The 26740-nt window shown below is 65.8% G+C and carries 22 protein-coding genes; 12 read left to right on the top strand and 10 right to left on the bottom strand.

Annotation, left to right across the window (positions count from 1 at the left end):
* Positions 1 to 34 precede the first annotated feature (34 nt).
* Both A9513_RS18910 and hydA read left to right on the top strand, forming a co-directional pair.
* Positions 35 to 931: an allantoinase PuuE gene (locus tag A9513_RS18910; RefSeq protein ID WP_065085260.1), complete on the top strand. Its 897-nt coding sequence runs from the start codon at positions 35 to 37 to the stop codon at positions 929 to 931.
* A 1-nt stretch (position 932) separates the two neighbouring features.
* Positions 933 to 2393, top strand: a complete 1461-nt coding sequence (gene hydA, locus A9513_RS18905) for a dihydropyrimidinase (RefSeq protein WP_065085259.1) — start codon at positions 933 to 935, stop codon at positions 2391 to 2393.
* A gap of 23 nt (positions 2394 to 2416) precedes the next feature.
* Here hydA and A9513_RS18900 read toward each other — a convergent pair whose 3' ends face one another.
* Positions 2417 to 3232 (bottom strand): aminotransferase class IV family protein, encoded by an 816-nt coding sequence (locus A9513_RS18900; RefSeq protein WP_065085258.1) that lies wholly within the window; start codon positions 3230 to 3232, stop codon positions 2417 to 2419.
* 123 nt (positions 3233 to 3355) lie between these two features.
* Here A9513_RS18900 and gcvA point away from each other — a divergent pair, with 123 nt between their 5' ends.
* Together gcvA and A9513_RS18890 are read left to right on the top strand one after the other, a co-directional pair.
* Positions 3356 to 4270: a transcriptional regulator GcvA gene (gcvA, locus tag A9513_RS18895; protein WP_065085257.1), complete on the top strand. Its 915-nt coding sequence runs from the start codon at positions 3356 to 3358 to the stop codon at positions 4268 to 4270.
* 90 nt (positions 4271 to 4360) lie between these two features.
* On the top strand, positions 4361 to 4702 hold the full coding sequence (locus A9513_RS18890; RefSeq protein WP_065085256.1) for an FKBP-type peptidyl-prolyl cis-trans isomerase: 342 nt from the start codon (positions 4361 to 4363) through the stop codon (positions 4700 to 4702).
* Positions 4703 to 4705: 3 nt separating this feature from the next.
* On the opposite strand, the gene A9513_RS18885 is transcribed toward A9513_RS18890, so the two are convergent.
* On the bottom strand, positions 4706 to 6670 hold the full coding sequence (locus A9513_RS18885) for a DEAD/DEAH box helicase (protein ID WP_065085255.1): 1965 nt from the start codon (positions 6668 to 6670) through the stop codon (positions 4706 to 4708).
* 166 nt (positions 6671 to 6836) lie between these two features.
* Between A9513_RS18885 and A9513_RS18880 the strand changes: the two genes are divergently transcribed.
* On the top strand, positions 6837 to 7604 hold the full coding sequence (locus A9513_RS18880; protein WP_024766478.1) for an ATP-binding cassette domain-containing protein: 768 nt from the start codon (positions 6837 to 6839) through the stop codon (positions 7602 to 7604).
* Between the two features lie 195 nt (positions 7605 to 7799).
* On the opposite strand, the gene fhuF is transcribed toward A9513_RS18880, so the two are convergent.
* The 4 genes from fhuF to A9513_RS18860 all read right to left on the bottom strand — a co-directional run bounded on the left by fhuF (position 7800) and on the right by A9513_RS18860 (position 11953).
* Entirely contained in the window at positions 7800 to 8555 is a 756-nt protein-coding gene (fhuF, locus tag A9513_RS18875) for a siderophore-iron reductase FhuF (protein ID WP_065085254.1), read from the bottom strand.
* Between the two features lie 46 nt (positions 8556 to 8601).
* The gene (locus tag A9513_RS18870; RefSeq protein WP_065085253.1) at positions 8602 to 9588 is read right to left on the bottom strand and encodes a GNAT family N-acetyltransferase; all 987 of its coding nucleotides are present in this window, start codon (positions 9586 to 9588) and stop codon (positions 8602 to 8604) included.
* A gap of 98 nt (positions 9589 to 9686) precedes the next feature.
* Complete coding sequence (locus A9513_RS18865; protein WP_024766475.1) at positions 9687 to 11021, bottom strand: lysine N(6)-hydroxylase/L-ornithine N(5)-oxygenase family protein; 1335 nt, start codon at positions 11019 to 11021, stop codon at positions 9687 to 9689.
* 437 nt (positions 11022 to 11458) lie between these two features.
* Complete coding sequence (locus tag A9513_RS18860) at positions 11459 to 11953, bottom strand: sigma-70 family RNA polymerase sigma factor (protein WP_226044983.1); 495 nt, start codon at positions 11951 to 11953, stop codon at positions 11459 to 11461.
* A gap of 138 nt (positions 11954 to 12091) precedes the next feature.
* Between A9513_RS18860 and A9513_RS18855 the strand changes: the two genes are divergently transcribed.
* The 5 genes from A9513_RS18855 (at position 12092) to fhuB (ending at position 20768) form a co-directional block, all read left to right on the top strand.
* Positions 12092 to 13111: a FecR family protein gene (locus A9513_RS18855; protein ID WP_024766473.1), complete on the top strand. Its 1020-nt coding sequence runs from the start codon at positions 12092 to 12094 to the stop codon at positions 13109 to 13111.
* A gap of 372 nt (positions 13112 to 13483) precedes the next feature.
* A complete protein-coding gene (locus A9513_RS18850) occupies positions 13484 to 15172 on the top strand; it encodes a cyclic peptide export ABC transporter (RefSeq protein ID WP_024766472.1) in 1689 nt (562 codons plus the stop codon).
* A 169-nt stretch (positions 15173 to 15341) separates the two neighbouring features.
* Positions 15342 to 17732 carry a TonB-dependent siderophore receptor gene (locus tag A9513_RS18845; RefSeq protein WP_065085252.1) on the top strand — a complete coding sequence of 797 codons (2391 nt, stop codon included), beginning with the start codon at positions 15342 to 15344 and terminating at the stop codon, positions 17730 to 17732.
* Positions 17733 to 17860: 128 nt separating this feature from the next.
* Positions 17861 to 18766 (top strand): ABC transporter substrate-binding protein, encoded by a 906-nt coding sequence (locus A9513_RS18840; RefSeq protein ID WP_024766470.1) that lies wholly within the window; start codon positions 17861 to 17863, stop codon positions 18764 to 18766.
* Entirely contained in the window at positions 18759 to 20768 is a 2010-nt protein-coding gene (fhuB, locus tag A9513_RS18835) for a Fe(3+)-hydroxamate ABC transporter permease FhuB (RefSeq protein WP_024766469.1), read from the top strand. Before A9513_RS18840 ends, fhuB begins: the two co-directional genes overlap by 8 nt.
* 59 nt (positions 20769 to 20827) lie before the next feature.
* Here fhuB and catA read toward each other — a convergent pair whose 3' ends face one another.
* Entirely contained in the window at positions 20828 to 21760 is a 933-nt protein-coding gene (gene catA / locus A9513_RS18830) for a catechol 1,2-dioxygenase (RefSeq protein WP_065085310.1), read from the bottom strand.
* 31 nt (positions 21761 to 21791) lie between these two features.
* Entirely contained in the window at positions 21792 to 22313 is a 522-nt protein-coding gene (gene hpaC / locus A9513_RS18825) for a 4-hydroxyphenylacetate 3-monooxygenase, reductase component (RefSeq protein ID WP_024767261.1), read from the bottom strand.
* A 266-nt stretch (positions 22314 to 22579) separates the two neighbouring features.
* On the opposite strand from hpaC, the gene A9513_RS18820 reads away from it, so the two are divergent.
* Entirely contained in the window at positions 22580 to 23206 is a 627-nt protein-coding gene (locus tag A9513_RS18820) for a response regulator transcription factor (protein ID WP_024767262.1), read from the top strand.
* Positions 23207 to 23221: 15 nt separating this feature from the next.
* On the opposite strand, the gene A9513_RS18815 is transcribed toward A9513_RS18820, so the two are convergent.
* Together A9513_RS18815 and A9513_RS18810 are read right to left on the bottom strand one after the other, a co-directional pair.
* Complete coding sequence (locus tag A9513_RS18815; protein WP_065085251.1) at positions 23222 to 24217, bottom strand: asparaginase; 996 nt, start codon at positions 24215 to 24217, stop codon at positions 23222 to 23224.
* Positions 24218 to 24302: 85 nt separating this feature from the next.
* Complete coding sequence (locus A9513_RS18810) at positions 24303 to 25745, bottom strand: sodium:alanine symporter family protein (RefSeq protein ID WP_024767264.1); 1443 nt, start codon at positions 25743 to 25745, stop codon at positions 24303 to 24305.
* Positions 25746 to 25913: 168 nt separating this feature from the next.
* Between A9513_RS18810 and A9513_RS18805 the strand changes: the two genes are divergently transcribed.
* The gene (locus tag A9513_RS18805; protein ID WP_024767265.1) at positions 25914 to 26732 is read left to right on the top strand and encodes a helix-turn-helix transcriptional regulator; all 819 of its coding nucleotides are present in this window, start codon (positions 25914 to 25916) and stop codon (positions 26730 to 26732) included.
* Positions 26733 to 26740 lie beyond the last annotated feature (8 nt).

The raw sequence follows: 26740 nt of genomic DNA, 5'->3' as shown, positions 1-26740 counted from the left end.
GCGGCCCTGTGGCCGCTGCCAGGAGTAACTCTGGATGAGCAACCCTGCCCGCAATCTTGTCGGCTATGGCCGCCAGCGCCCCACCGGGCGCTGGCCGAACGGCGCGCGCTTAGCGATCAGCCTGGTGATCAACTACGAAGAGGGCTCCGAGCGTTCCCTGGCCATGGGCGACCCGGACCAGGAGTCGATGACCGAATGGGGCAGCTATCAGTGCCCGCCCGGCGTGCGCAACCTTGCCATGGAGTCGATGTACGAATACGGCTCGCGGGTGGGCATCTGGCGCATCCTGGATATCCTGCAGGCGGCCGACGTACCTGCCACGTTTCACGCCTGTGCCCTTGCCTTCGAGCAGAACCCCGACGTCGCTCGCGCCGCCGTCGAGCTCGGCCACGAAATATGCAGCCACGGGTATCGCTGGGAAGAAGTCTTCCGCCTGAGCGAAGCCCAGGAGCATGAACACATCCGCCTGGCCATCAAGTCATTCGAGCGTACCTGCGGCAAGCGCCCAGTGGGTTGGTACTGCCGCTATGGCGCCAGTGTGCATACCCGTCGCCTGGTCGCCGAAGAAGGCGGGTTCCTCTATGACTCGGACGCCTACAACGACGATGTGCCGTACTTCGTCGAAGTCGAGGGAAAACGTCACCTCGTGGTGCCCTACACCTCGGACGTCAACGATTTCCGTTACTGGAACACGCCGGGACTGAATCAGGCCTCCGACTTCCTCGAATACATGAAGGAAAGCTTCGATGTGCTCTACGAGGAATCGGCTCAGGGACTGCGCATGCTCTCCATCGGCTTGCATCCACGCATGGTCGGCCGCCCGGGCCGGGTAATGGCGATCAAGCGTTTCATCGAGTACGCACAACAGCACAGCGACGTCTGGTTCACCACCCGCGAGCAGATCGCCCGAGCCTGGCTGGAGCGTTCCTGACATGCCCGGCTCCGGCGCTGGAAGCACTACGCCGCTCGACCTGGTCATTCGCAATGCACGGGCGGTGACCGCCGCCGACGAGTTCTTCTGCGACATCGCCGTGCACGACGGCAGCATCGTCGCGCTCGGCCTGGAGCTGCCCGCAGGGACAGCCGAGATCGACGCCGCCGGGCGCTACGTGACGCCCGGCGGTATCGACAGCCATGTGCATTTCGACCAGCCCACCGGCGACGGCTCGCGAATGGCCGACGACTTTCTCAGTGGCACGCGTTCGGCAGCCTGTGGCGGCACCACCTGCGTGATCCCCTTCGCCTGCCAGCAGAAGGGCCAGTCGTTGCGAGCCGCGGTGGAGGACTACCACCACCGCGCCAACGGAAAGGCAGTCATCGACTACGCCTTCCACCTGATCGTGACCGATCCCACGCCAACGGTGCTGCGCGATGAGTTACCCACGCTGATCGAAGAAGGCTACAGCTCTTTCAAGATCTACATGACCTATGACGCGCTCAAGCTCGACGACCGACAGATTCTCGAGACCCTCAGCGTCGCGCGTGAGCACGGCGCAATGGTCATGCTGCATGCTGAAAACAGCGACTGCATCGGCTGGCTGACCGAGCGCCTGCTTGCGGCCGGACGCACGGCGCCTCGCTACCATGCGACTTCGCGGCCGATGCTGGTGGAGCGCGAAGCCACGCACCGTGCCATCGCGCTGGCTGAACTGGTGGACGTTCCCATCCTCATCGTCCATGTCTCCGGACGCGAAGCCATCGAGCAGATTCGCTGGGCGCAGGGCCAGGGCCTGCGGGTGTATGCCGAGACCTGCCCACAGTATCTGTTCCTCACCGCCAAAGCGCTGGGCTGCGACGACAGCTTCGAAGGGGCCAGATGCATCTGCAGCCCGCCACCGCGCGATGCGGCGAACCAGTCGGTGATCTGGACAGCTTTGCAGAATGGCACTTTCGAGGTGTTCTCCTCCGATCATGCGCCCTTCTGCTACGACGGCCCGGACGGCAAGCGAGCCCACGGCGAGGACGTCTCGTTCGAACGCATCGCCAACGGCATTCCCGGCGTGGAAACGCGCATGCCGCTGCTCTGGTCCGAAGGTGTCCTGACAGGTCGCATCACTGCGCAGCAGTTCGTTGCCCTGACCTCCAGCAATGCGGCGCAGCTCTATGGGCTTGCGCCACGCAAGGGCACTATCGCCGTGGGTGCCGACGCCGACCTGGTGATCTGGAACGACGGCCTGGACCTGCGCCTGGACAATCGGATGCTGCACCACAACGTCGACTACACGCCTTATGAAGGCATGCCCCTGAGGGCCTGGCCGGCCCTCACACTCTCGCGCGGCGAAGTGGTCTATGACGGCGAGCCACGCCTGGAACCAGGACGCGGCCGGTTCCTGTGCTGCGACCGGCCAGCGCCGGCACGGCATCGCCAACGCAGCGACCCGCTGCCCCTCTGAAGCTAATTTCGCCGCGAGGCTCCTCATGGCTGAACACGCGGCTCTGCCTCGAAGGCGCTGCGCAGCAACTCGACGAACTCCGGCGCCGGCGGGATTTCAACATCACCGATGCGGCTCACCGGTACCGCCGGCGTCCAGGAGTTCATCACCACGGCACCGGTCAGGCGCGGCAGGTCCTGCTGGTCGATGGCGCGGGTGACCTGGCGCACGCCCTGCCGTTCCAGTTGCCGCTGGAGAATGCCCATGGTGGTGCCGGTAAGCATTTTCGCCCGCGGCCAGACCACGGTTTCACCGTCCCAGAACGCCAGATTCCAGATGGTCGCTTCGCTGAAGCGCCCGCGATGGTCGGTGAACACCGCATCGTCGAAGCCGGCGACCACCGCTTCGCGCAGATACCAGGTCTTGGCGATCTCGCCAACGTGCTTGATCTCCGGCAGCACCCGTTCGTGCCCGGCAATAGCGAGCGCCAGCGGTCCCTGCGGGCCATCTGAAGGCGGCGCGGTGCGCACCAGCAGCTCGGGGCGATGCTCAGGGCCGGCAACGGTGAACTCCCCGGCGGGCGAGTAGACCGTCGCCATCAGGGATACGTCTGCTGGCGCCTGCTCCAGTGCGGTACGTAAGGCGGCACGAATCTCCTCATCGGAGTGGCTCTGGCCGAACAGCCGCTGCGAAGCGTTGCGCAGGCGCTCCAGGTGCAGGTCCAGGCCGCGAGTGCCGCCGCCACGAACCTGCATGGCGGTGAAATGCGCATAGCCGGCGAAAGCCAGGGGCGCGAGGTCGTCGGCGCTGGCCGGCTGGGCATTGCGCTGGGTGATGTAGGGATGGATGGCGGCTGACATGGCGTGGCTTCCTCTGCTCGGTTATCTTCAAATTAAACATCAGGTGAGATCACTATCGGCCTTTGACGAAGCCAGGAGAAACGAGTATTTCTCGACGGATCATCAAGCAGGATTTGAAGATCGATGAGTCGCCCCTTTCCCGGTATCCGCAGCCTGCGCACCTTCGAGGCGGCTGGCCGTCACCTCAACTTCACCCGCGCGGCGGAAGAAGTCGGCCTGACGCCGGCCGCGGTCAGCCACCAGATCAAGGAGCTGGAAGACCAGCTCGGCCTCGGCCTCTTCGTGCGTACCAGTCGCAGCATCCAGCTGACCCCGGCGGGCGCGTTGCTGCTCGAAGCGGCAGTCGAGTCCCTCGGTCTGCTGCACCGCGCCACCGTGCGTGCCCGACGGCTGGTGCGGACGTCGGAACAACTACGGGTCTCGTTGACAGCCCGGTTCGCCACGCACTGGCTGCTGCCGCGTCTGCCGAAATTCCGCGCACTGCATCCGGGGTTGAAGCTCAGTTTCGACGTCAGCGACGAGTTGCGGGATTTCGCCGTCGACGACATCGATCTGGCCATCCGCTTCGGCAGCGGACACTACCCCGGCCTGGTCGCGGAGCGCCTGTTCGATACCCAGATAGTGCCGGTGTGCTGCCCGAGCCTGCTCAGCGAAGGCCCACCCTTGCGCGAGCCGCGCGACCTGCAGGCCCATACCCTGTGCCATGTGGTGTGCGAGACCGAAGGCGCCGCCTGGCCGGACTGGTCGCGCTGGATGGCGGCAGCCGGCGTGGAAGACTTCGACGCCGGCAACTGCGTGACCTTCGAGGACACCAGCCACGTGGTGCAGGCCGTGCTGGAAGGCGGCGCGGTCGGGCTGGCCGATCAGGCCATGGTTGCCCGCGAACTGGAGCAGGGCCTGCTGGTGCAACCGTTCGAGCTGGGCGTGCGCGTCGCTGAGGATTACGCCTACAACCTGGTGTATCCGCAGGCGAGCACGGACGACCCGCGCGTCAAAGCCTTCCGCGAATGGATTCTCGGGGAAATGGCCAGCGGCTGATCCTGGCGGTCCGCTTGCCAAGGCCGGATTTTCCTGCGAAAACGCACGCCCTCGCGGCGCTGACGCCGCACCGCATCACTGGAGAACGCCATGAGCAACGAACTGCAGATCGAAGATATCGTCGTCGGCGACGGCAAGGCTGTGGTCAAGGGCGCCCTGATCACCACCCAGTACAAGGGCACCCTGGAAGATGGCACCGTCTTCGATTCGTCCTACGACAAGGGCCGCCCCTTCCAGTGCGTGATCGGCACCGGCCGGGTGATCAAGGGGTGGGACCAGGGCCTGATGGGCATGAAGGTCGGCGGCAAGCGCAAGCTCTTCGTCCCGGCGCACCTGGCCTACGGCGAGCGGCAGGTCGGCGCGCACATCCAGCCCAACGCCAACCTGCTGTTCGAGATCGAACTGCTGGAAGTCCTTACCCGCGACGATTGATCTTCAGGCGGGCGCGGCTTCTACATTGCGCCGCATGGCCAGGATCGCCGTCGGTCCCTGCGCCTTGCGGGTGAACCAGAACACCCGGCTCACGCCGCGGGTGATCGCCACGTAGGCCAGGCGCAGTTGCTCGTCCTGCTGGGCCTGGTCATAGCTGCTGGCGAAGAAACCCGAAGCCGCATACAACGCGCTGCGCAGTGGGTGCTTCTCCGGCGGGGCGCAGTCGTCGACGATGATCGCCACTTCCGCCTGCAGGCCCTTGGCGCGGTGGATGGTCATGCCCTTCACCGGCAGCTTGCGGTCCAGCTCGCCGAGGATCGTTTGCAGGGTTTCATTGCGCCGGCTGAGCAGCAGCACGGCGGTCTTCTCCCGCGATCCTCGTGCGGCAACGTGCTCGCACTGCTTGCGGATCTCCTCCAGCAGGATTGGCAAGCTGCTGCGCGCATCGAAGCGCTGCACCAGCTTCACCCCATGATCACCCGCCTCCGCCGACTTGAACGCGCGGCAGGTCTTGGCCTGCTTGTTGGCCACGCCCACCAGCACCCGCTCGCCGTCGCGGATCACCGGGTCGATGCTGCGGTAGTTGGTTTCCAGTAGCAGCACGCGGCTCTTGCGCCGGCCCTTGCTGGGGAAGTGGCGATCGAAGTCCATGAACAGCTCCGGCGAGCTGCCACGCCAGGCGTAGATGGACTGCCAGTCGTCACCAATGGCCATCAGGCTGACGGCTTCGCCGCGCTTGGCGAGATCGCGATGCAGAGCCTGCAGCCACTGCACGATCTGCGGCGAGACGTCCTGGAACTCGTCGATCAGCAGGTGCTGGAACGGCGCCAGGGCTGCGGCCGGCAGCTTGCCGTCGCCGAGCTGGTCGGTGAGGCGCTGGAAGGCCAGGTTGAAGGTCAGCAGGCCCTGTTCCTGCAGCGCGTTTTCGAAGGCCACCCAGAACCGTTGCAGCGCCTCGACGAACTGCCGTTCGCGCGCCGGACAGCCGAGCTTCTTCGGCTGCAGCTGGGCGATGCGCAGGCCGATGCTCTCGATGAACCCGGCCTGGGCATAGAAGGCTTCGAACAGTGGCAGCGCGGTGAACTCTCCAGATAACTTGAATGCATCCAATGGCGCCTTGCCGATGCGCGGCGGCTTGCCGTCCTCGCCGGCTTCAGGCGGTGGCGGCAGCTCCAGCAGCTGATGCGCCAGGACACGGAATTCGTGCTGGTCGGCATAGCACTGCTGGTAGACCTGCTTGAGCAGCCGCTGTTGCGCCGGGCGCAGGCGTCCCGCCAGCAAGGGGTTGTCCAGTTCGTCTGCTGGAGTGCGCTCGTCCAGTTGCTCGAACCAGCGAGGATTCTTCAGCGCGACTTTCGCCAGCGTGCCCATGGCCGAATGGAAGGTACGCACACACTGACGCGCCTGGGCAGCGTCGAAGGGATGGCCCCAGTAGCCGAGCACGTTCACCAGTTGCTCGCGCAGCTGGGCGCAGGAGGCGTTGGTGAAGGAAATCACCGTCACTCGCTCGGCCTCGATGCCCAGGTGGCACAGCATGTAGACGACGCGCAGGACCAGCGTCGTCGACTTGCCGGAACCGGCGCCGGCGAAGATGCGGGTCAGCGGTTCGGGCGCGAGGATCATCGCCCACTGTTCGTCCGAAGGCTGGCTGATCACGCCGTGGGCGGCGGCCTGGGCCACTCGCTGGCGCATGTCCAGGGCGAGCTGTTCATCGGGCGCCTTGGCGGTGCCGTAGATACCGGCTGCGGCCGGAGTTCGCGGGCGCCTGGGCGCGGGCCCCTCGCCATCCTTCTTGGTTTTCGCCGCGCGCTTGGCAGGTGCCTTGGCTTTGCCCTTGGTCTTGCCACGTCCACGGGGCTGCGGCTGCGCCGCTTCGCGTTCGGCGCGCAGGTATTCGGTGGTGCGGGGGAAATAACGCGCCAGGGCCTCGGCGAGCAGGCGTTTGTAGCGTTCGACAGCAGACTCCATGGGCCCTACCAGATCAATTACAGCGTTGAATCATAAGCGCTTTCGGACAGTGACAGGCAAGTGATCGGGCGGTTCCGCAAGGTCTTGGAAAATTGATAACCATTAGCGATTGGATTAGAGTCGGGCTCCCGCTTTTTCCGGCCTTGCCGCCCTGATGGATGACCCCATGTTCGAACTGGAAAATGTCAGTTTCAGCGTCCCCGGTCGCACCCTCCTGCAACCGCTGAGCCTGCAACTGGCCGACGGCAACATGATCGGCCTGATCGGCCACAACGGTTCGGGCAAGTCCACGCTGCTCAAGCTGCTGGCCCGCCAGCAGCAGGCCAGCAGCGGCAGCATCCGCCTGGACGGCAAGCCGCTGCAGGACTGGGGCAACCGCGACTTCGCGCGGCAGGTCGCCTACCTGCCGCAACAGCTGCCGCAGACCGACGGCCTGACCGTGCGCGAACTGGTCGCCTTCGGCCGGTACCCGTGGCATGGCGCGCTGGGCCGCGTGACCGGCGAAGACCGCAAGCAGATCGACCGCGCGCTGGAGCTGACCGACACCCAGGCCTTCGCCGACCGCCCGGTGGACCTGCTTTCCGGCGGCGAACGCCAACGCGTCTGGCTGGCCATGCTACTGGCGCAGAACAGCCGCTACCTGCTGCTGGACGAACCGACGTCGGCGCTGGATATCGCCCACCAGGTCGAAGTGCTCTCCCGCGTCCACGAACTGAGCCGCGAGCTGGGCCTGGGCGTGCTGGTGGTGCTGCACGACATCAACATGGCGGCGCGTTACTGCGACCACCTGATCGCCCTGCATGGCGGCCGCCTGCTGGCACAGGGCTCGCCCGCCGAACTGATGCGCGGGGACACGCTGGAAGACATCTACGGCATTCCCATGGGGGTGCTGAGCAATCCGGTGGATGGCTCGCCGATCAGTTATCTGCGTTAAGCCCCTATTGGGGGCGAACCGCCCCCTGCCAGCCTCCCCGGCGAGCGCATCTGCCGCGATACCCGTGCTGCGGGGGCGTGGATATCGATGGGTATCGCCGCGTTCCACGCCATCCTGCGTCCGTGCGCCAGCGTGATTCTCGGGTGAGCGGAAACGCCGGCCGCGGGCATGGGCGGCTGCGACAGGGATGTTCGATTACAGATCGCTGGTTTCCGCCGGCGGCTCGTCGATCAACGGGCAATTATCGCAATTGCCCATCTCCCCCAGCCGATAGCGAATGCAGCAGGTCCGCCGCTGCCGCCAGAGCCCGTCGGGGCGCTGCGCGCAGGACACCTCGACATACTGGATCGGCTTGAACAGCGGATTGCGCGTGCCATCCGGCCGGCGCTCGGTCTCCAGCAGCTCGCGACCGTGCCCCAGCATCGGAGCCAGCGGCGCTAGCTTGCCCATCTCGCCGATGAACCACTCGAAGTAATTCCCGGCATTGCTCCACAGCACCCTGGGCGACAGGCGCACCTCGGCGGCGAGGCGCTGCACGAAGGGGTGCAGGTGACCTTCCAGCAGATGGGCGAAGCGCTGGAACGGATCGCCCGGCAGCGCCGCGAACGGCCCACCCTCCCCCGGCAATTTGAAAGCCTCGGGAATGCCCTGGGCATCCAGCACCACTTCCACGTCGTCGAAGTCCAGCGGCAGCGTGCGGCCGAGCACCAGCGCGGCGGCAACGGCCGGCGGGATGATCCGCACCAGGTACCACTTCGACCACTGCGAGGCCAGGGCGCGGCGATCGCCATCGGCGTGGGACGGGTCGAAGCGGCGCAGCACGCTGTCGAGCCTCTCGCGTTCGAGCAGCGTGCGGGCCGGTATCGAAGGGCGAGGATCGTCGCGAGTCACCAGCACCTCGCGGTAACTGGCGAACTCGCCGAAATACAGCGGCGCCAAGGCTGCGATCACCGGCAGCCCTCGGTCACGCGGCCCTCGATCCGGCAGAGCAGCGCTGTCAGCACAGGGCGCACCGCTCGAAGAAGGTTTCCCGGCTCTGCACCATCAGCGCGGCGCGCTTGTGCGGGAAGTTGAATTCCTTCTCGCGCCAGAAGCCCAGGCGCTGCATGTGGCCGATCATCTTCGCGTTGTCGGCGCGCGGTTCGGCGACGATGCGCTGGGTACGCGGGTCGTCCAGCAGCAGGTAATGCACCAGGGCGGTCATCCAGCTTTCCACCTTGTGCGGCCCGCGATGGGATTCCTCGCCCACCAGCATGTGGATGCCGCGGTCGTAGTCACCCACGTCGTAGAACGGCGCGATGCGGTCTTCCTTGGCCCAGTAGGCTTCGTAGTAGGCGAAGGGCTCGTCGTCGATGCAGCCGATCAGGGTGGTGGTGTGCGGGTCGGCAGCGGCTTTTTCCAGGTAGGCACGGTGCTGTTCGAGGGTGCCGCCCTCCTGCCAGAACTCCAGCACGCGCGGGCTGTTCTGCCAGCGGTTGAAGCGCTCCAGGTCCAGCGCGATGTCCAGGGTGCGCAAGGAAATCCATTGGCCCAACTTTGCATCGAAGCGGCGATAGACCTCACCCTGCGGCTTGGGCGCGCGCAGCGGATGACGGCGACCGCTGCTGATGCGATAGACCTGCGGGTAATCGGCACTGGCGATGCCCTTGTGCCAGGCAGCAGGCAGCTGCCAGAAGGCCGCACGCTCGATCTGCAGGTGCCCGCCGACTTCATCGCGGCTCACCAGGCCCTGCTCCAGGGCCGCGGCGGGTACGTTGGCGACAGCGAACTGCACGCGCTCACACTGCGCGTCGCCGGCAAAGCTCCAATAGGCCAGCGCCCAGAGGGCATCGCGGGTGACGGCACCGTTGAGCTGCCAGCACTCGCCCTCGCGTTGCGCAGTCAGCAGCGGTTCGCCACCGAGCAGCAAGGTCAGGCCTGTGGCACCGCGGTCCGCGGACAGTTGGCGGCCATCGGGCAGCGGCAGGGAAAAAGTGGGCGTCATGATGGATAACCTTTCGTGAATGCAACGACCCCGCCCGTATGACGAGCAGGGTCGGCAGGAATTTAGTCGGCCCGGAAGAAATCTCCGGGCCGTTGGCTTCAGGCGCTTTCGGCCGCCAGCGGACGCGAGGGCTTGTGTGCCGATTCCTGCGGGGGCAGGTGCTCGAACATCGACGCGGCGATTTCCTCGGCGCGCATCGGCAGCACCGACAGCAAGGTGTCGCTCAGGCCGTGGCTGTCCTGGGTGAAGCCCTGCAGGTAGATACCGGCGTGCAGACGCTCGTCGGCCAGCACGCGGTAGTCGCGGCCCACCTCGAAATCGCCGAGGTAATCCTGCAACGGTGCGAGCAGCTCACGGTGCGATTTGCGCTCGTAACCGGTGGCGAGGATCACGGCGTCGTAGCGATGGGTTTCCACGGCGCCGGTGGCGCTGTCGCGCAGGGTCAGCTCGATGCCATCGGCGTCGGCCTTGGCGGCTTCGACGTTGCGGCGGCAGAGGAAGGCGTGGCGATCCGCGCCCGCCACCTTCTGGCGGTAGAAGATGCCGTAGATGCGCTCGATCAGGTCCAGGTCCACCACCGAATAGTTGGTGTTGTGGAATTCCTGGATCAGCTTCTCGCGCTCGGCCTTGGGCTCGTTGAACACCAGGTCGGTGTAGCGCGGGGCAAAGATTTCGTTGACGAAGGGGCTGTCGTCGGCCGGTTTGAGCACGGCCGCGCGCAGGACCATGTCGACCTGAACCGAGGGGAAGCTGTCGTTCAGGTCGATGAAGGCTTCCGCCGCGCTCTGGCCGCCGCCGATCACCGCGATGCGCATCGGCTCGTTCTGGTTGCAGCGCTGCTTGGCCATGCACTCCAGGTAACGGGCGTGGTGGAACACGCGCGGATCGTCACGCAGGTGGTTGAAGGCGGACGGGAAGCGCGGCGTGCCGCCGGTGCTCACCACCACGCTGCGGGCCAGGCGGAAGCGCTCGTGGCCGCGGGCATCGGTGGACAGCACCTTGACCAGTTCGATGCCGTCCGGGCCCTGCACCGGCTCCACGCGGCTGACCGTCTCGCCGCAGACGCGTTGCTCGGCGAACTGGTCGCTGACCCAGCGCAGATAGTCGTTGTACTCCATGCGGCACGGGTAGAAGGTGCCCAGGTTGGTGAAGTCGATCAGCCGCCCCATCGCATGCAGGTAGTTGACGAAACTGTACGGGCTGGTGGGGTTACGCAGGGTCACCAGGTCCTTGAGGAAGGAAATCTGCAGCTCGCTCTGCGCCACCAGGGTGTTGCCGTGCCAGCGGTAGTCGGCCTGCTTGTCGAGGAACAGGGCATGGTAATGGCGGCCCTCGCGTCGCGCCTGCTCCTGCAGGGCGATCGCCAGCGCCAGGTTGGAGGGGCCGAAACCGATGCCGAGCACGTCGTAGGTCGGGGTGATCATCTGAGTCATGGTGCCAATGTCCTGTGTCGCGATGGCCGTGGGGCATGACGGCGCGGGAACCGGTGGCCTACTGCTCGGCCCTGCCAGGAGCGCCCCGCCGCTTGGCGGCCGGCACTCGATCCTGCGTGTCGCCCATGATTTGCGCTGTCGATAGCGCGTTATCTGGAGAGACGAGACAGGCTTCGGGAAATTTAGAATGATTCTCACTAAGTCATGAGAATTTCAGAATGACGAAGAGCTGAGTGGCACCTGGAATCTGCGTGCGGGCCCGCAGAAATTAATTGTCGGCGCGGGCCATACGTCTGTGTATGTAATTGCGATTGGTGCGGTGCGGTTCGCGAGCAAGCTCGCTCCTACAGGCAGGGTTCGCGCGCTCTTTGTAGGACCGAGGGGGACGCCCAGTCCTTGCTCGCAAACCAGAGATGACGGGGAGGAATGAGGTGTGACTAACCCTGCACGCCCCAGGCCCTGAGCCGCAGCCGGCAATGCTTCATCGCGTTGACGATGTGCTTCTCCACCATGTCGCGGGAAATGCCCATGGTTTCGGCGATCTCGATATGGCTGCAGCCCTCGACCTTGCGCAGCAGGAATGCGCGGCGACAGTTCTCGGGCAGCTCGCCAAGGGCGCGCTGGAGCAACTGCAACTGCTGCTGCCGGCTGGCCTCTTCCTGCGGGCAGCGCTCGTCGAGGCAGCCTTCGCGATCGAGGGTTTCCAGCTCTTCAGTGCGGCGCACGCGCCCGCGCCGGTGCAGGTCGATACTGAGGTTCACCGCCGTGCGATAGAGAAATGCGCGAGGTTGTTCGATATGCTCGTCACCCTTGCGGTCGAGCAGGCGCAGGAACGCCTCCTGCGTCACATCGGCAGCCGCCTGGCGGTCGCCGAGGCTGCGATTGAGGTACAGGACCAGTTCCTTGTAATACCGGATGAACGCGCTTTCCACCCCGTCGGGCATCCTATGAAAAACAGTCGAGGCTGCAGGCGCCTGCTGACAGTCCGAGTCAGGCTTATTTATAATCACTCGCATCAACACGAAAAGAAAGTGTGATATCGGCCGCAAACGGCCTCACCGAGATCCCTGATGACCAGCTCCCCCGCCCCGTTCGACGATGACCGCATCAGCGCCGAAGCCGCGCACTGGTGCGCGCGTCTGCACGATGCCGAGTGCAGCGATGCCGAGCGCGCCGATTTTGCGCAGTGGCTCGAAGTCGACCCGCGACACGAGGAGGAGTACCAGGCGATGCTGGAGATCTGGCAGCTCTCGGAACTGCTGCCGCCTACTCCGCAGATCCAGCCGAACCTTGTCGTCAGCCCGGCACCCCATCGCGCACGCAGCCAGCGTCGTCCTCGTAACGGCAGGCGTATTGCCGCCGTGGCCGCTGGCCTGCTGGTCGCCATCGGCGCGGTCTGGTCGGCGGGCTGGTCCGCCGGGTTGCTGCCCTCGCGGGTCGGCTATTACGCTGCGCAACCCGCGCCGCGCATGGTCGAACTGGCCGACGGCTCGAACGTCGAGCTCAACAGCAATTCGCAACTGGTCTTCGCCAACTTCCGCGACCGCCGCAGCGCCTGGCTGAAAAGCGGTGGCGAAGCCTACTTCCAGGTCGCCCACGACACGCTGCAGCCCTTCTCGGTGTGGACCGACAACGGCAGCGTGCGGGTCACTGGCACCCGCTTCAACGTCTGGACCGACTCCCGCCAGATGCTGGTCACCCTGCTCGAAGGCTCGGTGGTGGTCAGCCCTCCCGACAGCGTCGACGGCAACAGTGCGCAACTCACACCCGGCATGCAGGCCCGCTACCTGAAGGGCAGCGAGCGCATCGAACTGGCCCAGGTAGCCCCGGCCGGAGCCATCGCCTGGACCGAAGGCAAGCTGGTGATCGACGATCTGACGCTTCAGGCCGCCATCCCGCTGATCAATCGCTATCTCAAGCAGCCGGTATTCCTCGACGACGCCACGGTCGCGGCCATGCGCATCGGCGGCATCTACCGCACGGACGACCTGCAGGCGCTGGTGGATTCGCTGCCCAAGGTCCTGCCGCTGGAGCTGCGCAAGGACAACCAGGGCCGTACGGTTCTCGCCAGCCGCTACGTTCAGCTCTGATAGTCGCCATGCGGGCATGCCGGGTAGCGGCGTGCCGTGCGGGATCGCGAGCAAGCTCGCTCCTACAAAAAGCACCCAAGTCCCAGGCCAGACTGTTGGAGCGAGCTTGCTCGCGAACTCCAATGCGACGAAATCCGCAGCTGCCGACAGACTCCGACACCTGGTGCCCGCTCCTGAAAGAGGCCGCGACCAGGCGTCCCACCCATACGCGCCCTTCCTACTTGCGAAACTTTCGCAAATTCTCTTCAGTTTTCTCCTGGCTCATTCGTCTTGATAGGAACGATTCGGATTTGCCGATGATCTCCTGATTCGCGCGCCGTCTCGTCCCGTTGTGCGGCCTGCCCTGTGGCAGGCCGGGGCCAGGAAAAGACGATGCCAACACCCGCTCCAAGCGCCTTGCGCGAAATGCTCAAACTGCTGCGGCCGCACTGGCTGCCGCTGACTGCCGCCACCCTGCTGGGGATTCTGGGCGGCTCGGCCATCACCGCGCTGCTCGCCACCATCAACTACAGCCTGCACTCCCAGGGCGGCATGCCCGCCGGCCTGCTGCTGGGTTTCGCCGGGCTGTGCGTACTGGCGCTGCTGGGCTCGATCATTTCCGACATGGGCACCAACTACGTCGGCCAGCACGTGATCGCTCGGCTGCGCAAGGACCTGGGCAGCAAGATCATTTCCGCGCCCATCGAACAGATCGAGCGCTACCGCAGCCACCGCCTGATTCCGGTGCTGACCCACGACATCGACACCATCAGCGATTTCGCCTTCGCCTTCGCGCCGCTGGCCGTCGCCCTGACCACCACACTCGGCTGCCTGGGCTACCTGGCCTGGCTGTCGCCGCCGATGTTCCTCGCCACCGCCATCGCCATCGTCGTCGGCAGCGCCGTGCAGTACGTCGCGCGGGCCAAGGGCATCAAGGGCTTCTTCGAGGCCCGCGACAAGGAAGACGAGCTGCAGAAGCACTACCGCGCCATCGCCGAGGGCGCCAAGGAGCTGCGCATCAGCCGCCCGCGCCGCTTCCAGCATTACAGCGAGCGCCTGCAGGGCACCGCCGACGAGATCTGCGACATCCAGCTGCGCTCGATCAACCTGTTCAACGTGGCCAAGGGCTTCGGTTCCACGCTGTTCTTCATCGTCATTGGCGTGGCGCTGGCGTACCAGTCGCTGTGGCCGAGCACCGACCAGGCGACGCTGTCCGGCTTCATTCTCGTGCTGCTGTATATGAAAGGCCCGCTGGAAGGGCTGATCGGCCAACTGCCGGTGGTGACCCGCGCGCAGGTCGCCTTCCGCCGCATCGCCGAACTGTCAGTGCGCTTTTCCTCGCCGGAGCCGAACCTGCTGCTGGCCGACGACGGCCGACAGCCGCTGGAGTTCCAGTCCATCGAGCTGCGCGACCTGGCCTACCACTACCCCACCGACGACGGCACCCGTGGCTTCGGCGTCGGCCCGCTGAACCTGAAGGTGAATCGCGGGGAAATCCTCTTCATCTCCGGCGAGAACGGCTGCGGCAAGACGACGATGATCAAGCTGCTGCTCGGCCTCTACGCCCCGCGTGACGGCGAACTGCTGCTCAATGGCGAAGCGGTCGGCGATAGCGGCCGCGACGACTACCGCCAGCTGTTCACTACCATCTTCGCCGACTACTTCCTCTTCGAGGACCTGCTCAGGGGCAGCCAGGACATCCCGGCAGAGGCCGGCCGCTACCTGGAGCGCCTGGAAATCGCCCACAAGGTCAGCCTGCAGGGCCAGGCGTTCTCGACGACCGACCTGTCCACCGGCCAACGCAAGCGCCTGGCGCTGGTGCAGGCGTGGCTGGAGAAGCGCCCGGTGCTGGTGTTCGACGAATGGGCCGCGGACCAGGACCCGGAATTCCGCCGCATCTTCTACACCGAGCTGCTGCCCGAGCTGCGCGCCCAGGGCAAGACGCTGATCGTGATCTCCCACGATGACCGTTATTTCGACGTCGCCGACCGCCTGCTGCGCATGCGCGCCGGGCAGATCGTGGAGATCGAGGACCACCGCACTGCGACCCCGCCCGGCCCTTCCGGCGTGGCGCTGCACTGACCGTCGGGCGGCCCGGACGGCCGCCCTTTCACCCGGTCGTCGTTGAACAACAAAAAAGATCGAACGGAATTTTCCGGTTTTTTCCAACCGGCGCGTCACATAAAGCTGAATCATTCTTATTAGAAACTGCATTACAAGATCACGCTGACAAGATCATAGGAGCTAACAAGTGAGTCGCACCCGCAATGCGCTGCAATCCCGGCACCCGGTGAAGCCCCTGGCCCGCCTGGTCCGCGCCACCGCCCTGGGCATGGTTCTGACCGCCACCGCCGTAGAGGCTGCGCCGGTCCGCATCGATATCCCGGCCCAGTCGCTGGCTTCCGCCCTGACCAGCCTGGGCGCGCAGTCGAACCTGCAGATCGTCTTCAACCAGACCCAGGTGCAGAACCTGCGCGCCCCCGGTGTACGCGGCGAGATGGAGCCCACCGCGGCGCTGGAGCGCCTGCTGCAAGGCACCGGCATCAAGTACCAGGTCGAAGGCAGCCGCGTGACCCTGCTGGGCGCCGATGCCGCCAGCGGCGACACCCTGAACCTGTCCGCCCAGGTCATCACCGGCGCCATCGAAGGTGAAGACAGCTATGTGCCGCGCACCTCCAACAGCGGCAGCAAGACCGACACCCCGCTGCTGGAAATCCCCCAGTCGATCTCGGTGATCACCCGCAAGCAGATGGACGCCCAGGGCGCCCAGACCGTCACCGAGGCGTTGCGCTACGTGCCCGGCGTCAAGGTGGAAGCCTATGGCCTGGACCCCAAGGGCTTCGACTGGATGTACATCCGCGGCTTCAATGCCCAGGCCACCAGTGACTACCTCAACGGCCTGCGTCAGCAGAACAACAGCTACGCGTTCTTTCGCAGCGAGCCCTATGCCTTCGAGCGCATCGACGTTGTCCGTGGCCCGTCTTCCAGCCTGTTCGGCATGGGTGATGCCGGCGGCATCGTCAACCGCGTGAGCAAGAAGCCCACCGCCAATCACATCAACGAAGTGGAACTGACCGGCGGCAACCATGACCGCAAGCAGGGCCAGTTCGACCTGGGCGGCGCGTTGGACGACCAGAACCAGTTCCTCTACCGCGTGGTGGGCCTGGCCCGCGACGCCAACACCCAGGCCGAATACGACGACGGCCACGAGGTCGAGGACGACCGCTACTACATCGCCCCGTCCTTCACCTGGGCGCCGGACGAAGACACCAGCCTGACCGTGCTCACTGACTTCCTGCGTGACCGCAACTCCGGCTCGATCTTCGACTACAGCGTCAACGGCCACCCCACCGGCACCCTGCTCGGCGATCACAGCTACAACCACTTCAGCCAGGACCAGTACACCCTGGGCTACGAGTTTCGCCACCGCCTGAACGACACCTGGGAATTCCGCCAGAACGCCCGCTACGGCCAGGTCGACCTGGTGTTCGCCAACCTGCTGCCGCAACTGCAGGTCGGCCGCAACATCATCCGTACCGCTGACCGTTTCGATCAGCACATGGACACCTTCAACCTGGATAACCAGTTCCAGGCCAACTTCGACACCGGCGCGTTCAAACACACGCTGCTGATGGGCGTCGACTACAGCTGGCAGGACGCCGACATCGCTCGCTGGCGCACCCTGGGCCCGTCGCTGAACCTGGACAACCCGCAGTACGGCCAGAGCGTGCAGCGCCCGACCAAGGACACCACCCTCCCCGGCCAGGCCATCAACTACGACCAGACCATCCAGCAGGTGGGCGGCTACATCCAGGACCAGGTCAAGTTCGACGACCACTGGATCCTCACCGCCGGCGGCCGCTACGACTACGTGCGCAACGACCTCGACAGCCATACCAGCGCGCACACCATGCAGAAGGACAACGCCTTCACCGGCCGCGTCGGCCTGACCTACCTGACCGATTTCGGCCTGGCGCCCTACGTCAGCTACTCGGAGTCCTTCGTACCCAACACCGGCATCACCGCCGACGGTGGCGCCTTCAAGGCCAGCGAAGCCCACCAGTACGAAGCGGGCGTGAAGTTCCAGCCGGACGAAACCCTGCTGATCACCCTGGCCGCCTACGAGCTGACCAAGGAAAACATCCTTACCACCCAGCTCAACGCCAACGGCGTGCCGACCGGCTTCAGCGAACCGACCGGCGAGCAGCGTTCGCGCGGCATCGAGGCCGAGCTGAAGGCCAAGCTGGATCAGAACTGGGACCTGCTGGCCTCCTACACCAAGGCCAAGATCACCAGCAGCAACGACGGCAACGAGGGCAATCGCCCGGCCAACGTGCCCGAGCACATGGCCAACGGCTGGCTGAACTACACCTTCCACGAAGGTGCGGTCGACGGTCTCTCCATCGGCGGCGGCGTGCGCTACACCGGCTCGCTCTACGGCAACAACGCCAACACCTACCACGTCGACAACTACACCCTGTTCGACGCCGGCGTGAGCTACCCGCTGAACAAGAACGTGACCCTCTCGGTGAACGCCCAGAACCTGCTGGACGAGGAATACGCAGCCACCTGCGACAGCCCGATCTCCTGCTACCCGGGCCTGCGCCGCACCGTCATGACCAGCGTGAAGTACAGCTGGTAAGGCACGGGTGGAAGCGGCCCCGCGCCGGTTCCGCCTGCTGCTTCCGGGCTCCCTGTTCGCAGGGGGCCCTTTGTTGTTTCAAGAGCCTGCTGTTTCAGAAGCCTGTTGTTTCACGCGAGGAGTAGTGCATGTCCCTCACCCGTCGCCACCTGCTGCAGGGCCTCGCCCTGGGCGGCCTGGCCTGCGCCTGCGGCCTGCCGGTTTTCGCCGGTGAGCGCCTGACGCGGATCGTCGCGCTCAACTGGGTGGCCGCTGAGACGCTGCTGACCCTGGGCGTACCGCCGCTGGCGATTTCCGACGACCGCTATTACCGGGTGCGCATGCCGACCATGGCTCTGCCGGAAAGCGTGCGTGACGTGGGCCCCTACTGGGAACCGAACCTCGAACTGATCCAGCAACTGCAGCCGCAACTGATCCTCAGCGACCCGATGACGCCGACCTTGCAGCGTCGACTCAACGGCATTGCGCCGACCGAAAAGGTCGCTATCTACCCGGCTGCCGAGGGTGCCTGGAAAGCCACTACCGACTTCATGAACGACCTGGCGCGGCGACTCGGCGTCGAGCAGGCGGCTGCCGACTACATCGCCGCCGGCGAACAGCGCCTGGCCGAACTGCGCGCAGAACTGGCCAAGCGCAGCCTGCCGCCGGTGTGCGTCGCCGTACTCAACCAGGACGGCCGCCACGCCGCTGTCTACGGCAGGAACAGCATGGTGCAGGACGTGCTCGACCGCCTCGGCGTCGAGAATGCCTGGCAAGGGCCGGTCGGCCCGGTGGGGCTGGCCATGGTCAGCATCGAACGCCTGGCCGAGCGCCCGGATGCGCACCTGGTCTACGTCGACATCCCCACTACCTCGGCGCGCCTGCAGAGCCTGCGGCAGCCCAACGACCTCTGGGCCAACCTGCCCGCCGTGCGCCAGGGGCACACGCTGACGCTGGAGCGCTTCTATCCCTACGCCGGCGCTGCCTCGGTGCTGGACCTGGCCGAACGCATCGCCGCTTATCTGGACAATGCCACGGAGGTCGCCCATGCCTGAATCGACCCTCGGACTCGCCGCACCACGCCGCGGCCTGCCGATTGGCCCGGCGCTCTGTACGCTGCTGCTGGCGCTCCTCGCCGCACTGCTGGTATTCCATGGCCTGCAAGGCGCCCTGCCCCGCGAACTCTGGTGGCAGGCCTTGTGGTCGCCGGACCTGGACGACGTGCGCCAGGTGCTGCTGCACTTCAGCTTCTTCCCGCGCCTGACGGTGAGCCTGATGGCTGGCGCCGCGCTGGCCCTGGCCGGCACGCTGTTCCAGCAGATCCTCCGTAACCCGCTGGCCGAGCCGGTGACGCTGGGCGTTTCCGCCGGCGCCAACTTGGCGCTGTCGGCCGCCACCATCTTCGCCCCGACGCTGCTGGTGCATGGCCTGGAGGCCGTCACCCTGACCGGCGCCGCGCTCGCCACCGCCCTGCTGTTCACCTTTGCCTGGGGCCGCACGCTGTCACCGCTGCGTTTCATCCTCGCCGGCATGGTCATCAGCCTCTATTGCGTGTCGCTCAACGCGCTGCTGGTGCTGTTCAACCACGACTACCTGATCGACCTGCTGCTCTGGCAGGCCGGCTCGCTGAACCAGAGTGGCTGGGACGGCGTGCTGTACCTCGCCCCGCGCCTGGCGGTGGCCATGGTCATCGCCCTGTTGATGGTGCGCCCGCTGGCAGCCCTGGGCCTGGAAGATGAAGGCGCGGCGGCGGTCGGCGTCAACCTGCGCCGTACCCGCGTATTGGGTCTGGCCGTGGCCGTGGCGCTGAGTGCCTTCGTGACCAGTGCCGTGGGTATGCTCGCCTTCGTCGGCCTTGCCGCGCCGGCGATTGCCCGGCTGTGTGGTGCCCGCACGCTGAAGCAACGGCTGATCTGGGCGCCACTGCTGGGCGCTGCGCTCCTCTGCGTGGTGGACCAGATCGCCCGCGAGCTGTCGCGCTTCGCCGGGGAAATTCCCGCCGGCATCCTCACCGGCATTTTCAGCGTTCCGCTGCTGCTGTGGCTGCTCAGCCGCCAGCGCAGCGGCGGGATCATCCCGCGCCCGGCGCCAGCCAGGCCGCAGCGGGAGCGTCCGTGGCGGCTGATCATCGGCATGGCCATCCTGCTCGCCTTGCTGACGCTGCCGGCGATCTACTTCGCGGTAGACGCCAACGGCTGGCACTGGGGCGACGCCGGTCTGAGCGACGCCATCGCGCAATGGCGCCTGCCGCGCGTACTCGGCTCGCTCGCCGCCGGCGCCATGCTGGCCGTCGCCGGACTGCTGGTGCAGCGCCTGACCGGCAACCCCATGGCCAGCCCGGAAGTCCTCGGCGCCACGTCCGGCGCGGCCATCGCCGTGCTGGTGCTGTTCCTGGTGATGCCGCAGCCGCAGGCCTACATGGTGCCAGCCGCCAGCATCGGCGCGCTGCTGACGCTCGGCCTGCTGCTGTGGTTCGCCTGGCGCGAGACGTTCAACGCCGAGCGGCTGCTGTTGACCGGCGTGTGCCTGACCACCTTGTTGCACTCGTTGAGCACGTTGCTGCTGGCCAGCGGTGACCCGCGCATGACCGCGATGATGAGCTGGATGACCGGCTCGACCTATCAGGTGGATGTGACGTCCGCGAGCACCGGCCTGGTCGTCGGAGCGTTGATGATCGGTATCAGCCTGCTGCTGGCTCGCCCGCTGGACCTGCTGACCCTGGGCAACGGCACCGCGACTGCGCTGGGCTTGCGGTTGCGCGGGAGTCACCTGGCAATCCTGCTGACCGCTGCGGTGTTGACCGCCACCGCTACCATCATCGTCGGCCCACTGAGCTTCGTCGGTCTGATCGGCCCGCACATCGCCCGCCACCTCGGCGTCCGTCGCGCCGCGCCGCAATTGCTGCTGAGCGCGCTGGCCGGAGCCGTGATCATGGTGGTGGCGGACTGGCTGGGGCGGAACATCGCCTATCCCTGGCCGGTCTCTGCGGGCCTGCTGGCGGCGTTCATCGGTTGCCCGTACTTCCTCTGGCTGATGCATCGGGAACGGCGGGGCTGAACGCAGCACGCCCAAGGTCATGCAGGGCGTGCAACCGCGAACCGTTGTCCGCCTTACGGTCAGGTCCCCTGCAGAGCGCGAGGACGATTGCTGCGGTCTTCGGCTCCGGCAGCGACGGCCCGCTGCAGCTGGAAATCGAACTCGATCTCGGCGAAGCGCCCTTCCACACCGCGCGCCTTGGCCGCCGCCGCGTCCTCGACGAAACGCACCTCGCCGATCAGCCCGTCGCGGGTGGCATAGGCRAAGTCGTCCCACAGGTACTGGTCGCCGGCGAGATTGATCTGTGTGGTCAGGTGGCGATGGCCCGGCGCGGAGATGAAGAAGTGGATGTGCGCCGGGCGCTGGCCRTGGCGGCCSAGTTGRTTSAGCAGCTCCTGGGTCGGGCCGTCCGGCGGGCAGCCRTAGCCGCTGGGCACGATGCTGCGYGCCTGGTAGCGGCCTTCGGCGTCGGTGACGATGCGCCGGCGCAGGTTGTACTCGGACTGGGTACTGTCGAAGTASGAGTAGGTGCCCTTGGTGTTGGCGTGCCAGAGGTCGACCACGGCRCCRGCCAGCGGYTTGCCRTCGAGGTCGAASACGCGRCCGGAGAGGAACATCACGGTGCCGGCGTCTTTTCCGTCATCCATSCGCGCCTCGCCTTCGGACAGCGGCGCACCCGCTACRTACAACGGGCCTTCGATGGTGCGCGGGGTGCCGCCTTCGATGCCGGCGGCAGCGTCCTGGGCGTCCAGCAGCAGGTCGAGGTAGTGCTCGATGCCCAGGCCGGCGACGACCAGCCCGGCCTCCTGGCGCGCGCCGAGGCGGTTGAGGTAGTCCACGGCTTTCCAGAACTCGTCGGGGGTGACGTTCATGTCYTCGATGAGCCTGGCGGTRTCCTGCAGGATGCGCAGGACGAGGTTCTTCACCCGCGGGTTGCCGGCMTCGTTCAGGGCGCCGCTGGCTTCTTCGAAGAAGGTCTGGATGTCGGCAGTCTGGGAAATCTTCAGGGTCACGTTGATCACCTCGTTCTTGTTGTTTTCGGAGTCAGCTCGCGCAGCGCACGGCCTCGCGGTCGACGCGGTGGAAGACGCGGTTGAAGTACACCAGGCTGTCCTGGCGCTCGCGCACGGCGACCTTTTCCAACTCGACGAACATCACGGTGTGCGAGCCGACTTCCTTGCAGTCGCTGATGCGACCCTCGAGGCTGACCAGCGCCTGGCGCAGCACCGGCAGGCCGGCGTAGCCGTCGTCCCAGAGGTCCCAGGCGAAGCGTTCTTCCATCGATACCTTGGTCATCCCGGCGAAATGCTTGGCCAGCTCTTCCTGCTCGCCACAGAGCACGTTGACGCACAGGTGGCCGTTGCTGCGGAATACATCGTGAGTGGCGCTGCCGCGGTTGACGCAGACCAGCACCGTGGGCGGCGAGTCGGTGACCGAGCAGACCGCGCTGGCGGTGATGCCGCAGCGGCCTTCCGGGCCGTTGGTGGTGATGATGTTCACCGCCGCCGGCAATTGCGCCATGGCGTTGCGGAAATCGATCTGGGTCTGGCTGAGGGTGTTGGCCATGTCTTCGCCCCTTGTGCTGGAGTGGCCGGCACGCCCGGCCTTTCTTGTATGTGGCCAGCGTAGGGCAGCGCCAGGGCGCGAAACATTCAGACGATTACCACCCCAGAGGGTGGTGGCCGCTAGTCATCTAGGTGGTTTCTTTATCGTCAGCCTCGGCGACTATGGGTATGCTCCGGGACATGCCATTGCGGCGACCGGGCCAAAGCCCGGCGTACGCGGCCTACGTGCAGCTCTACAACGATAAAAAAAGAAAGTGGCAACGCCTGATGGATGCTAGAAAACCCGTGGTCTACATCGTCGACGACGACAAGGACCTGCGCACCTCCCTCGCCTGGCTGCTCGAATCGGTCAGCATCGAATCGCTGTGCTACGGCGGCGCCGAGGAGTTCCTGCGCGAATACGACCCCAAGCTCCCCGCCTGCCTGGTGCTCGACGTGCGCATGCCCGAGACCAGTGGGTTCCAGTTGCAGGAAATGCTCAACGACAAGGGCATCGCCCTGCCGACCATCTTCGTCACCGCCCACGGCGACATCCCCATGTCGGTGAAGGCGATGAAGAACGGCGCGCTGGATTTCGTCGAGAAGCCCTACAACCCGCAGCAGATGCTCGATCGCATCCAGGCCGCACTGAAAAGCGCGGTACAGGTACACGCCGGGCAGGAGCAGAAGCAGGTCCTGCAGCACAAGCTCGACCTGCTTACCGGGCGGGAACGGGAAATCCTGATGATGGTGGTGGACGGCAAGGCCAGCAAGGTCATCGCCCGCGAGCTGAACATCAGCGTCAAGACCGTCGACGTGCACCGCACCAAGATCAAGGAAAAGATGGGCGTGAGCAGCATCGCCATGCTGGTACGCGAAGTGCTCAACGTGCCGCTGGAAGAATCGCGCCCCTGACCGGGGCGCTCTCCCTTAATTCGTTTCGACGCGCTCGCCGCACAGGTCGAGGGCGAACAGGCGCTCCGTCTCGGCCGGCGCCAGGCCGCTGCCGATCAGGCTGAACAACTTGCCCAGCGCCGCTTCGCGGGTCATGCCTCCGCCGGAAACCAGCCCCGCATCGCGCAGGCGACTGCCCGCGGCATAGACGTCGAACGCCACGTGCCCCTGCGGGCATTGGCTGATCGCAGCCAACACCACGCCGCGAGTATGAGCCTCGCGCAATACCGCCAGCAGCTCCTCGTTATCCGACGGACCGGTGCCGCTCCCGTAGCACTCCAGCAGCAACGCCTGTACCCCACTGCCGAGCAGCGCACGCAGGTGCTCGGCACGCAGGCCGGGGAACAGCGGCAGCACGGCGAGGTTCACCGGTTGGCGCGGCTGGCGGTAGCTCAGTTCGGCAGGAAGCGATTCCGCGCGTTCACCTTTGCGCTCACGCGGCAACACGGCAAAGGCATCGAACGCCTCGCTGCGCAGCTTGGTGACGCGGGCGCCGTGCATCATCTCGCCATTGAAAAACAACCAGACACCCGGCTCGACACCGGCATCCAGTGCATTCAGCGCGCCCAGCAGGTTCGCCGGCGCATCGCTGCCCGGCGCGCCCATCGGCTGCATGGAGCCGGTGAACACCACGGGCACGTCCAGCCCCAGGAGCAGGAAGAACAGCGCCGCAGCGCTGTAAGCCAGGGTGTCGGTGCCGTGCAGGACCAGCACGCCGTCATGGTCGCACTGCTCCACCGCACCGACGATGGCGTCGCGCATGGCCAGCCAGTTGGCCTGGGTCATGTTGGCACTGTCGAGCAGCGGTTGCAGTTCGCTGAAGGACCAGTCGAGGTGAATCTCGCCGTGGCCTTGCAGTTGTTCGCGCATGCGCGCTTCGAAACCGCCAGCCGGCGCCAGGCCTTCGGCAGTCTGCAGCATGCCGATGGTGCCGCCGGTATAGAGGACGAAGAGGTTCTTCACGCGACGCATGCCAGTGCTCTTGTAGGAAAGTCACAGGATAAACCGCAAGGCCGGGAGAAGTCCCGGCCTTGCGTATCAGACCAAAGTCAGCGGATCAGCCCTGGGCGGGCAGGCTGCCGTGGGCCGGAGCGGTCGAATTGATCTTGTGCGCGTCGCGCCAGGCGTCGTGGTCGATGTCCAGGTCGGCGAACTTGCTGGCGTCGAACACCGGGCGCTCGATACCGGAGCGGCGCTGCTCGTCGTAGTCGCGCATCACGCGCAGGCCGGTCTTGATCAGCATCGCCAGGGCCACCAGGTTGACGAAGGCCAGGCAGGTCATGGTGATGTCGGCGAAGGCGAACACGGTGCCCAGGTTCTGCATCGAGCCCCAGAGGATCAGGCCCAGCACCAGTACGCGGAAGGCGATCAGCGCGGTGCGGCTGCGGCCGACGATGAACTGCAGGGCGTTCTCGCCGAGGTAATAGTTGTAGGTGATGCAGGTGAACACGAACAACGACAGCGCGACGCTGACGAAGATCCGGCCCCAGTCACCGACCACGGCGGCCAGCGAGTTCTGGGTCAGGGTGATGCCGTCGCCTTCGAAGCCCGGGGTGTAGAAGCCCGAGAGCAGGATCAGCAGCGCGGTGCAGGTGCAGATGACGAAGGTGTCGAGGAACACGCTGAACGCCTGGACCACGCCCTGGGACGCCGGATGGCGCACGGCGGCGACTGCGGCCACGTTCGGCGCACTGCCCAGGCCCGCTTCGTTGGCGAACACGCCACGCTTCACGCCCATCACGATGGCGCTGCCCAGCAGGCCGGCAAAGGCCGGTTCCAGGCCGAAGGCGCTCTTCACGATGGTGGTCAGCATGCCCGGCACCAACTCGATCTGGGTGACGATCACGTACAGGGTCACGGCGATGTAGGCCAGGGTCTTGACCGGCACCAGCAGGTCGGAGACCGCGGCGATGCGCTGGATGCCACCGAAGAACACGATGGCCAGCAGCACGGCCAGGGCGATGCCCGAGTACAGGACCGGGATGTCGAAGGCATTCTGCAGCGAATGGGTCACGGTGAAGGCTTGCAGGCCGTTGAAGGCGAAACCGTAGGTCACCAGCAGCAGGACCGCGAAGGTCATGGCCATCCAGCGTAGCTTCAAGCCGTGCTGGATGTAGTAGGCCGGGCCGCCGCGGTACAGGCCGTTGCCGTCGCTACGCTTGTAGACCTGGGCCAGGGTGCACTCGAAGAAGCTGCTGGACATGCCCACCAGCGCGGTGACCCACATCCAGAACACAGCGCCGGGGCCACCGAGGGTCACGGCGATGCCGACACCCGCGATATTGCCGGCACCCACGCGGCCGGCGAGGCTCAGCATCAGTGCCTGGAACGAGCTCAGCTGGCCGGATTGGCCACGGATCGACTCCTTGAACACGCCGAACATGTGGCCGAAGTGGCGGAACTGGACGAAACGGGAGCGGATGGTGAAGTACGCGCCGAGTCCTACGATGAGGACGATGAGGACTTTCCCGGAGAGGAAATCGTTGATCGCGTCGAGCATGTGCTGGGGCCTCGATTGTTATTGTGGGAGCACGGACCTGGGGCTGGTCCGCTCACTGGGGGCGCATGGTTGCGCCCGAAGCCTTCCGAAACAATTTCGCGGCTTGCTACGAATTGATGCTACCTGACGCTATAATTGCGCCAGTCGCATCACCTGGACCTGGCACGAATGTCCGAAAACCTCGGCCCCAATCTCAAGCTGCTCTGCGCGCACTACCGCTCTATCTCGGAGGTTTGCCGCAAGCTTTCGATCAACCGCGCACAGTTCAATAAGTATCTCGGCGGGCAGAGCCAGCCCACCGCGTACAACCTCAAGCGGATTGGCGACTTCTTCGGCGTCGAGGACTACGAGCTGCAATTGCCGCCCGAGCAATTCGCCCGGCTGATCGGTGCGCGCGGCACCTCGCAGGCCAACGTGCAACGCGACGATCCATTGCTGGAAATGCTCCGCCCGCTGCGCGACCACGCAGGCAACCTGTCGCGTTACTGCGGCTACTACTTCGAGTATTCCAACTGCATGTCGGTCCCCGGCTCGATCCTGCTCTCGCTGGTGCATCTGTACGAAGAGGACGGCAATTTCCTCTTCGAGCGCCAGGAGCGCCAGGAGCGTTCCAGCAGCACCGACGTGCAGGCCGAGGACTGGGTGCGTTGCCGCTACCTGGGCGCAGCGTTCCAGTTGCAGGACCGGGTGTTCCTGATGGACTACGAGTCGCTCACGGTCAACGAGATGAGCCAGACCATCCTCATCCCCAGCTTCAAGAGCCGCATCACGCGCCTGAACGGCCTGAAGACCGGCGTCTCCAGCGGCGACCGGCGTACCCCGGCCTGCACTCGAGTGGTCTGGGAGTACCTGGGGCCGGAGATCAACCGCATCAGCGCCTATCGCCAGGTGAAGCTGTACCAGCCGGACGACCCGCGCATCGACGACGACGTGCGCCAGCGCCTGCAGGTCGGGCCGATCCGCCACGGGCTGTTCGAGATCGAGTAAGCCTGCTC

This window comes from Pseudomonas sp. AU12215 (assembly GCF_001675465.2).
Lineage (GTDB): Bacteria > Pseudomonadota > Gammaproteobacteria > Pseudomonadales > Pseudomonadaceae > Pseudomonas > Pseudomonas nitroreducens.
Note: the sequence above shows the minus strand (reverse complement) of the source record. Positions and strands in the feature narration are given on the sequence as shown.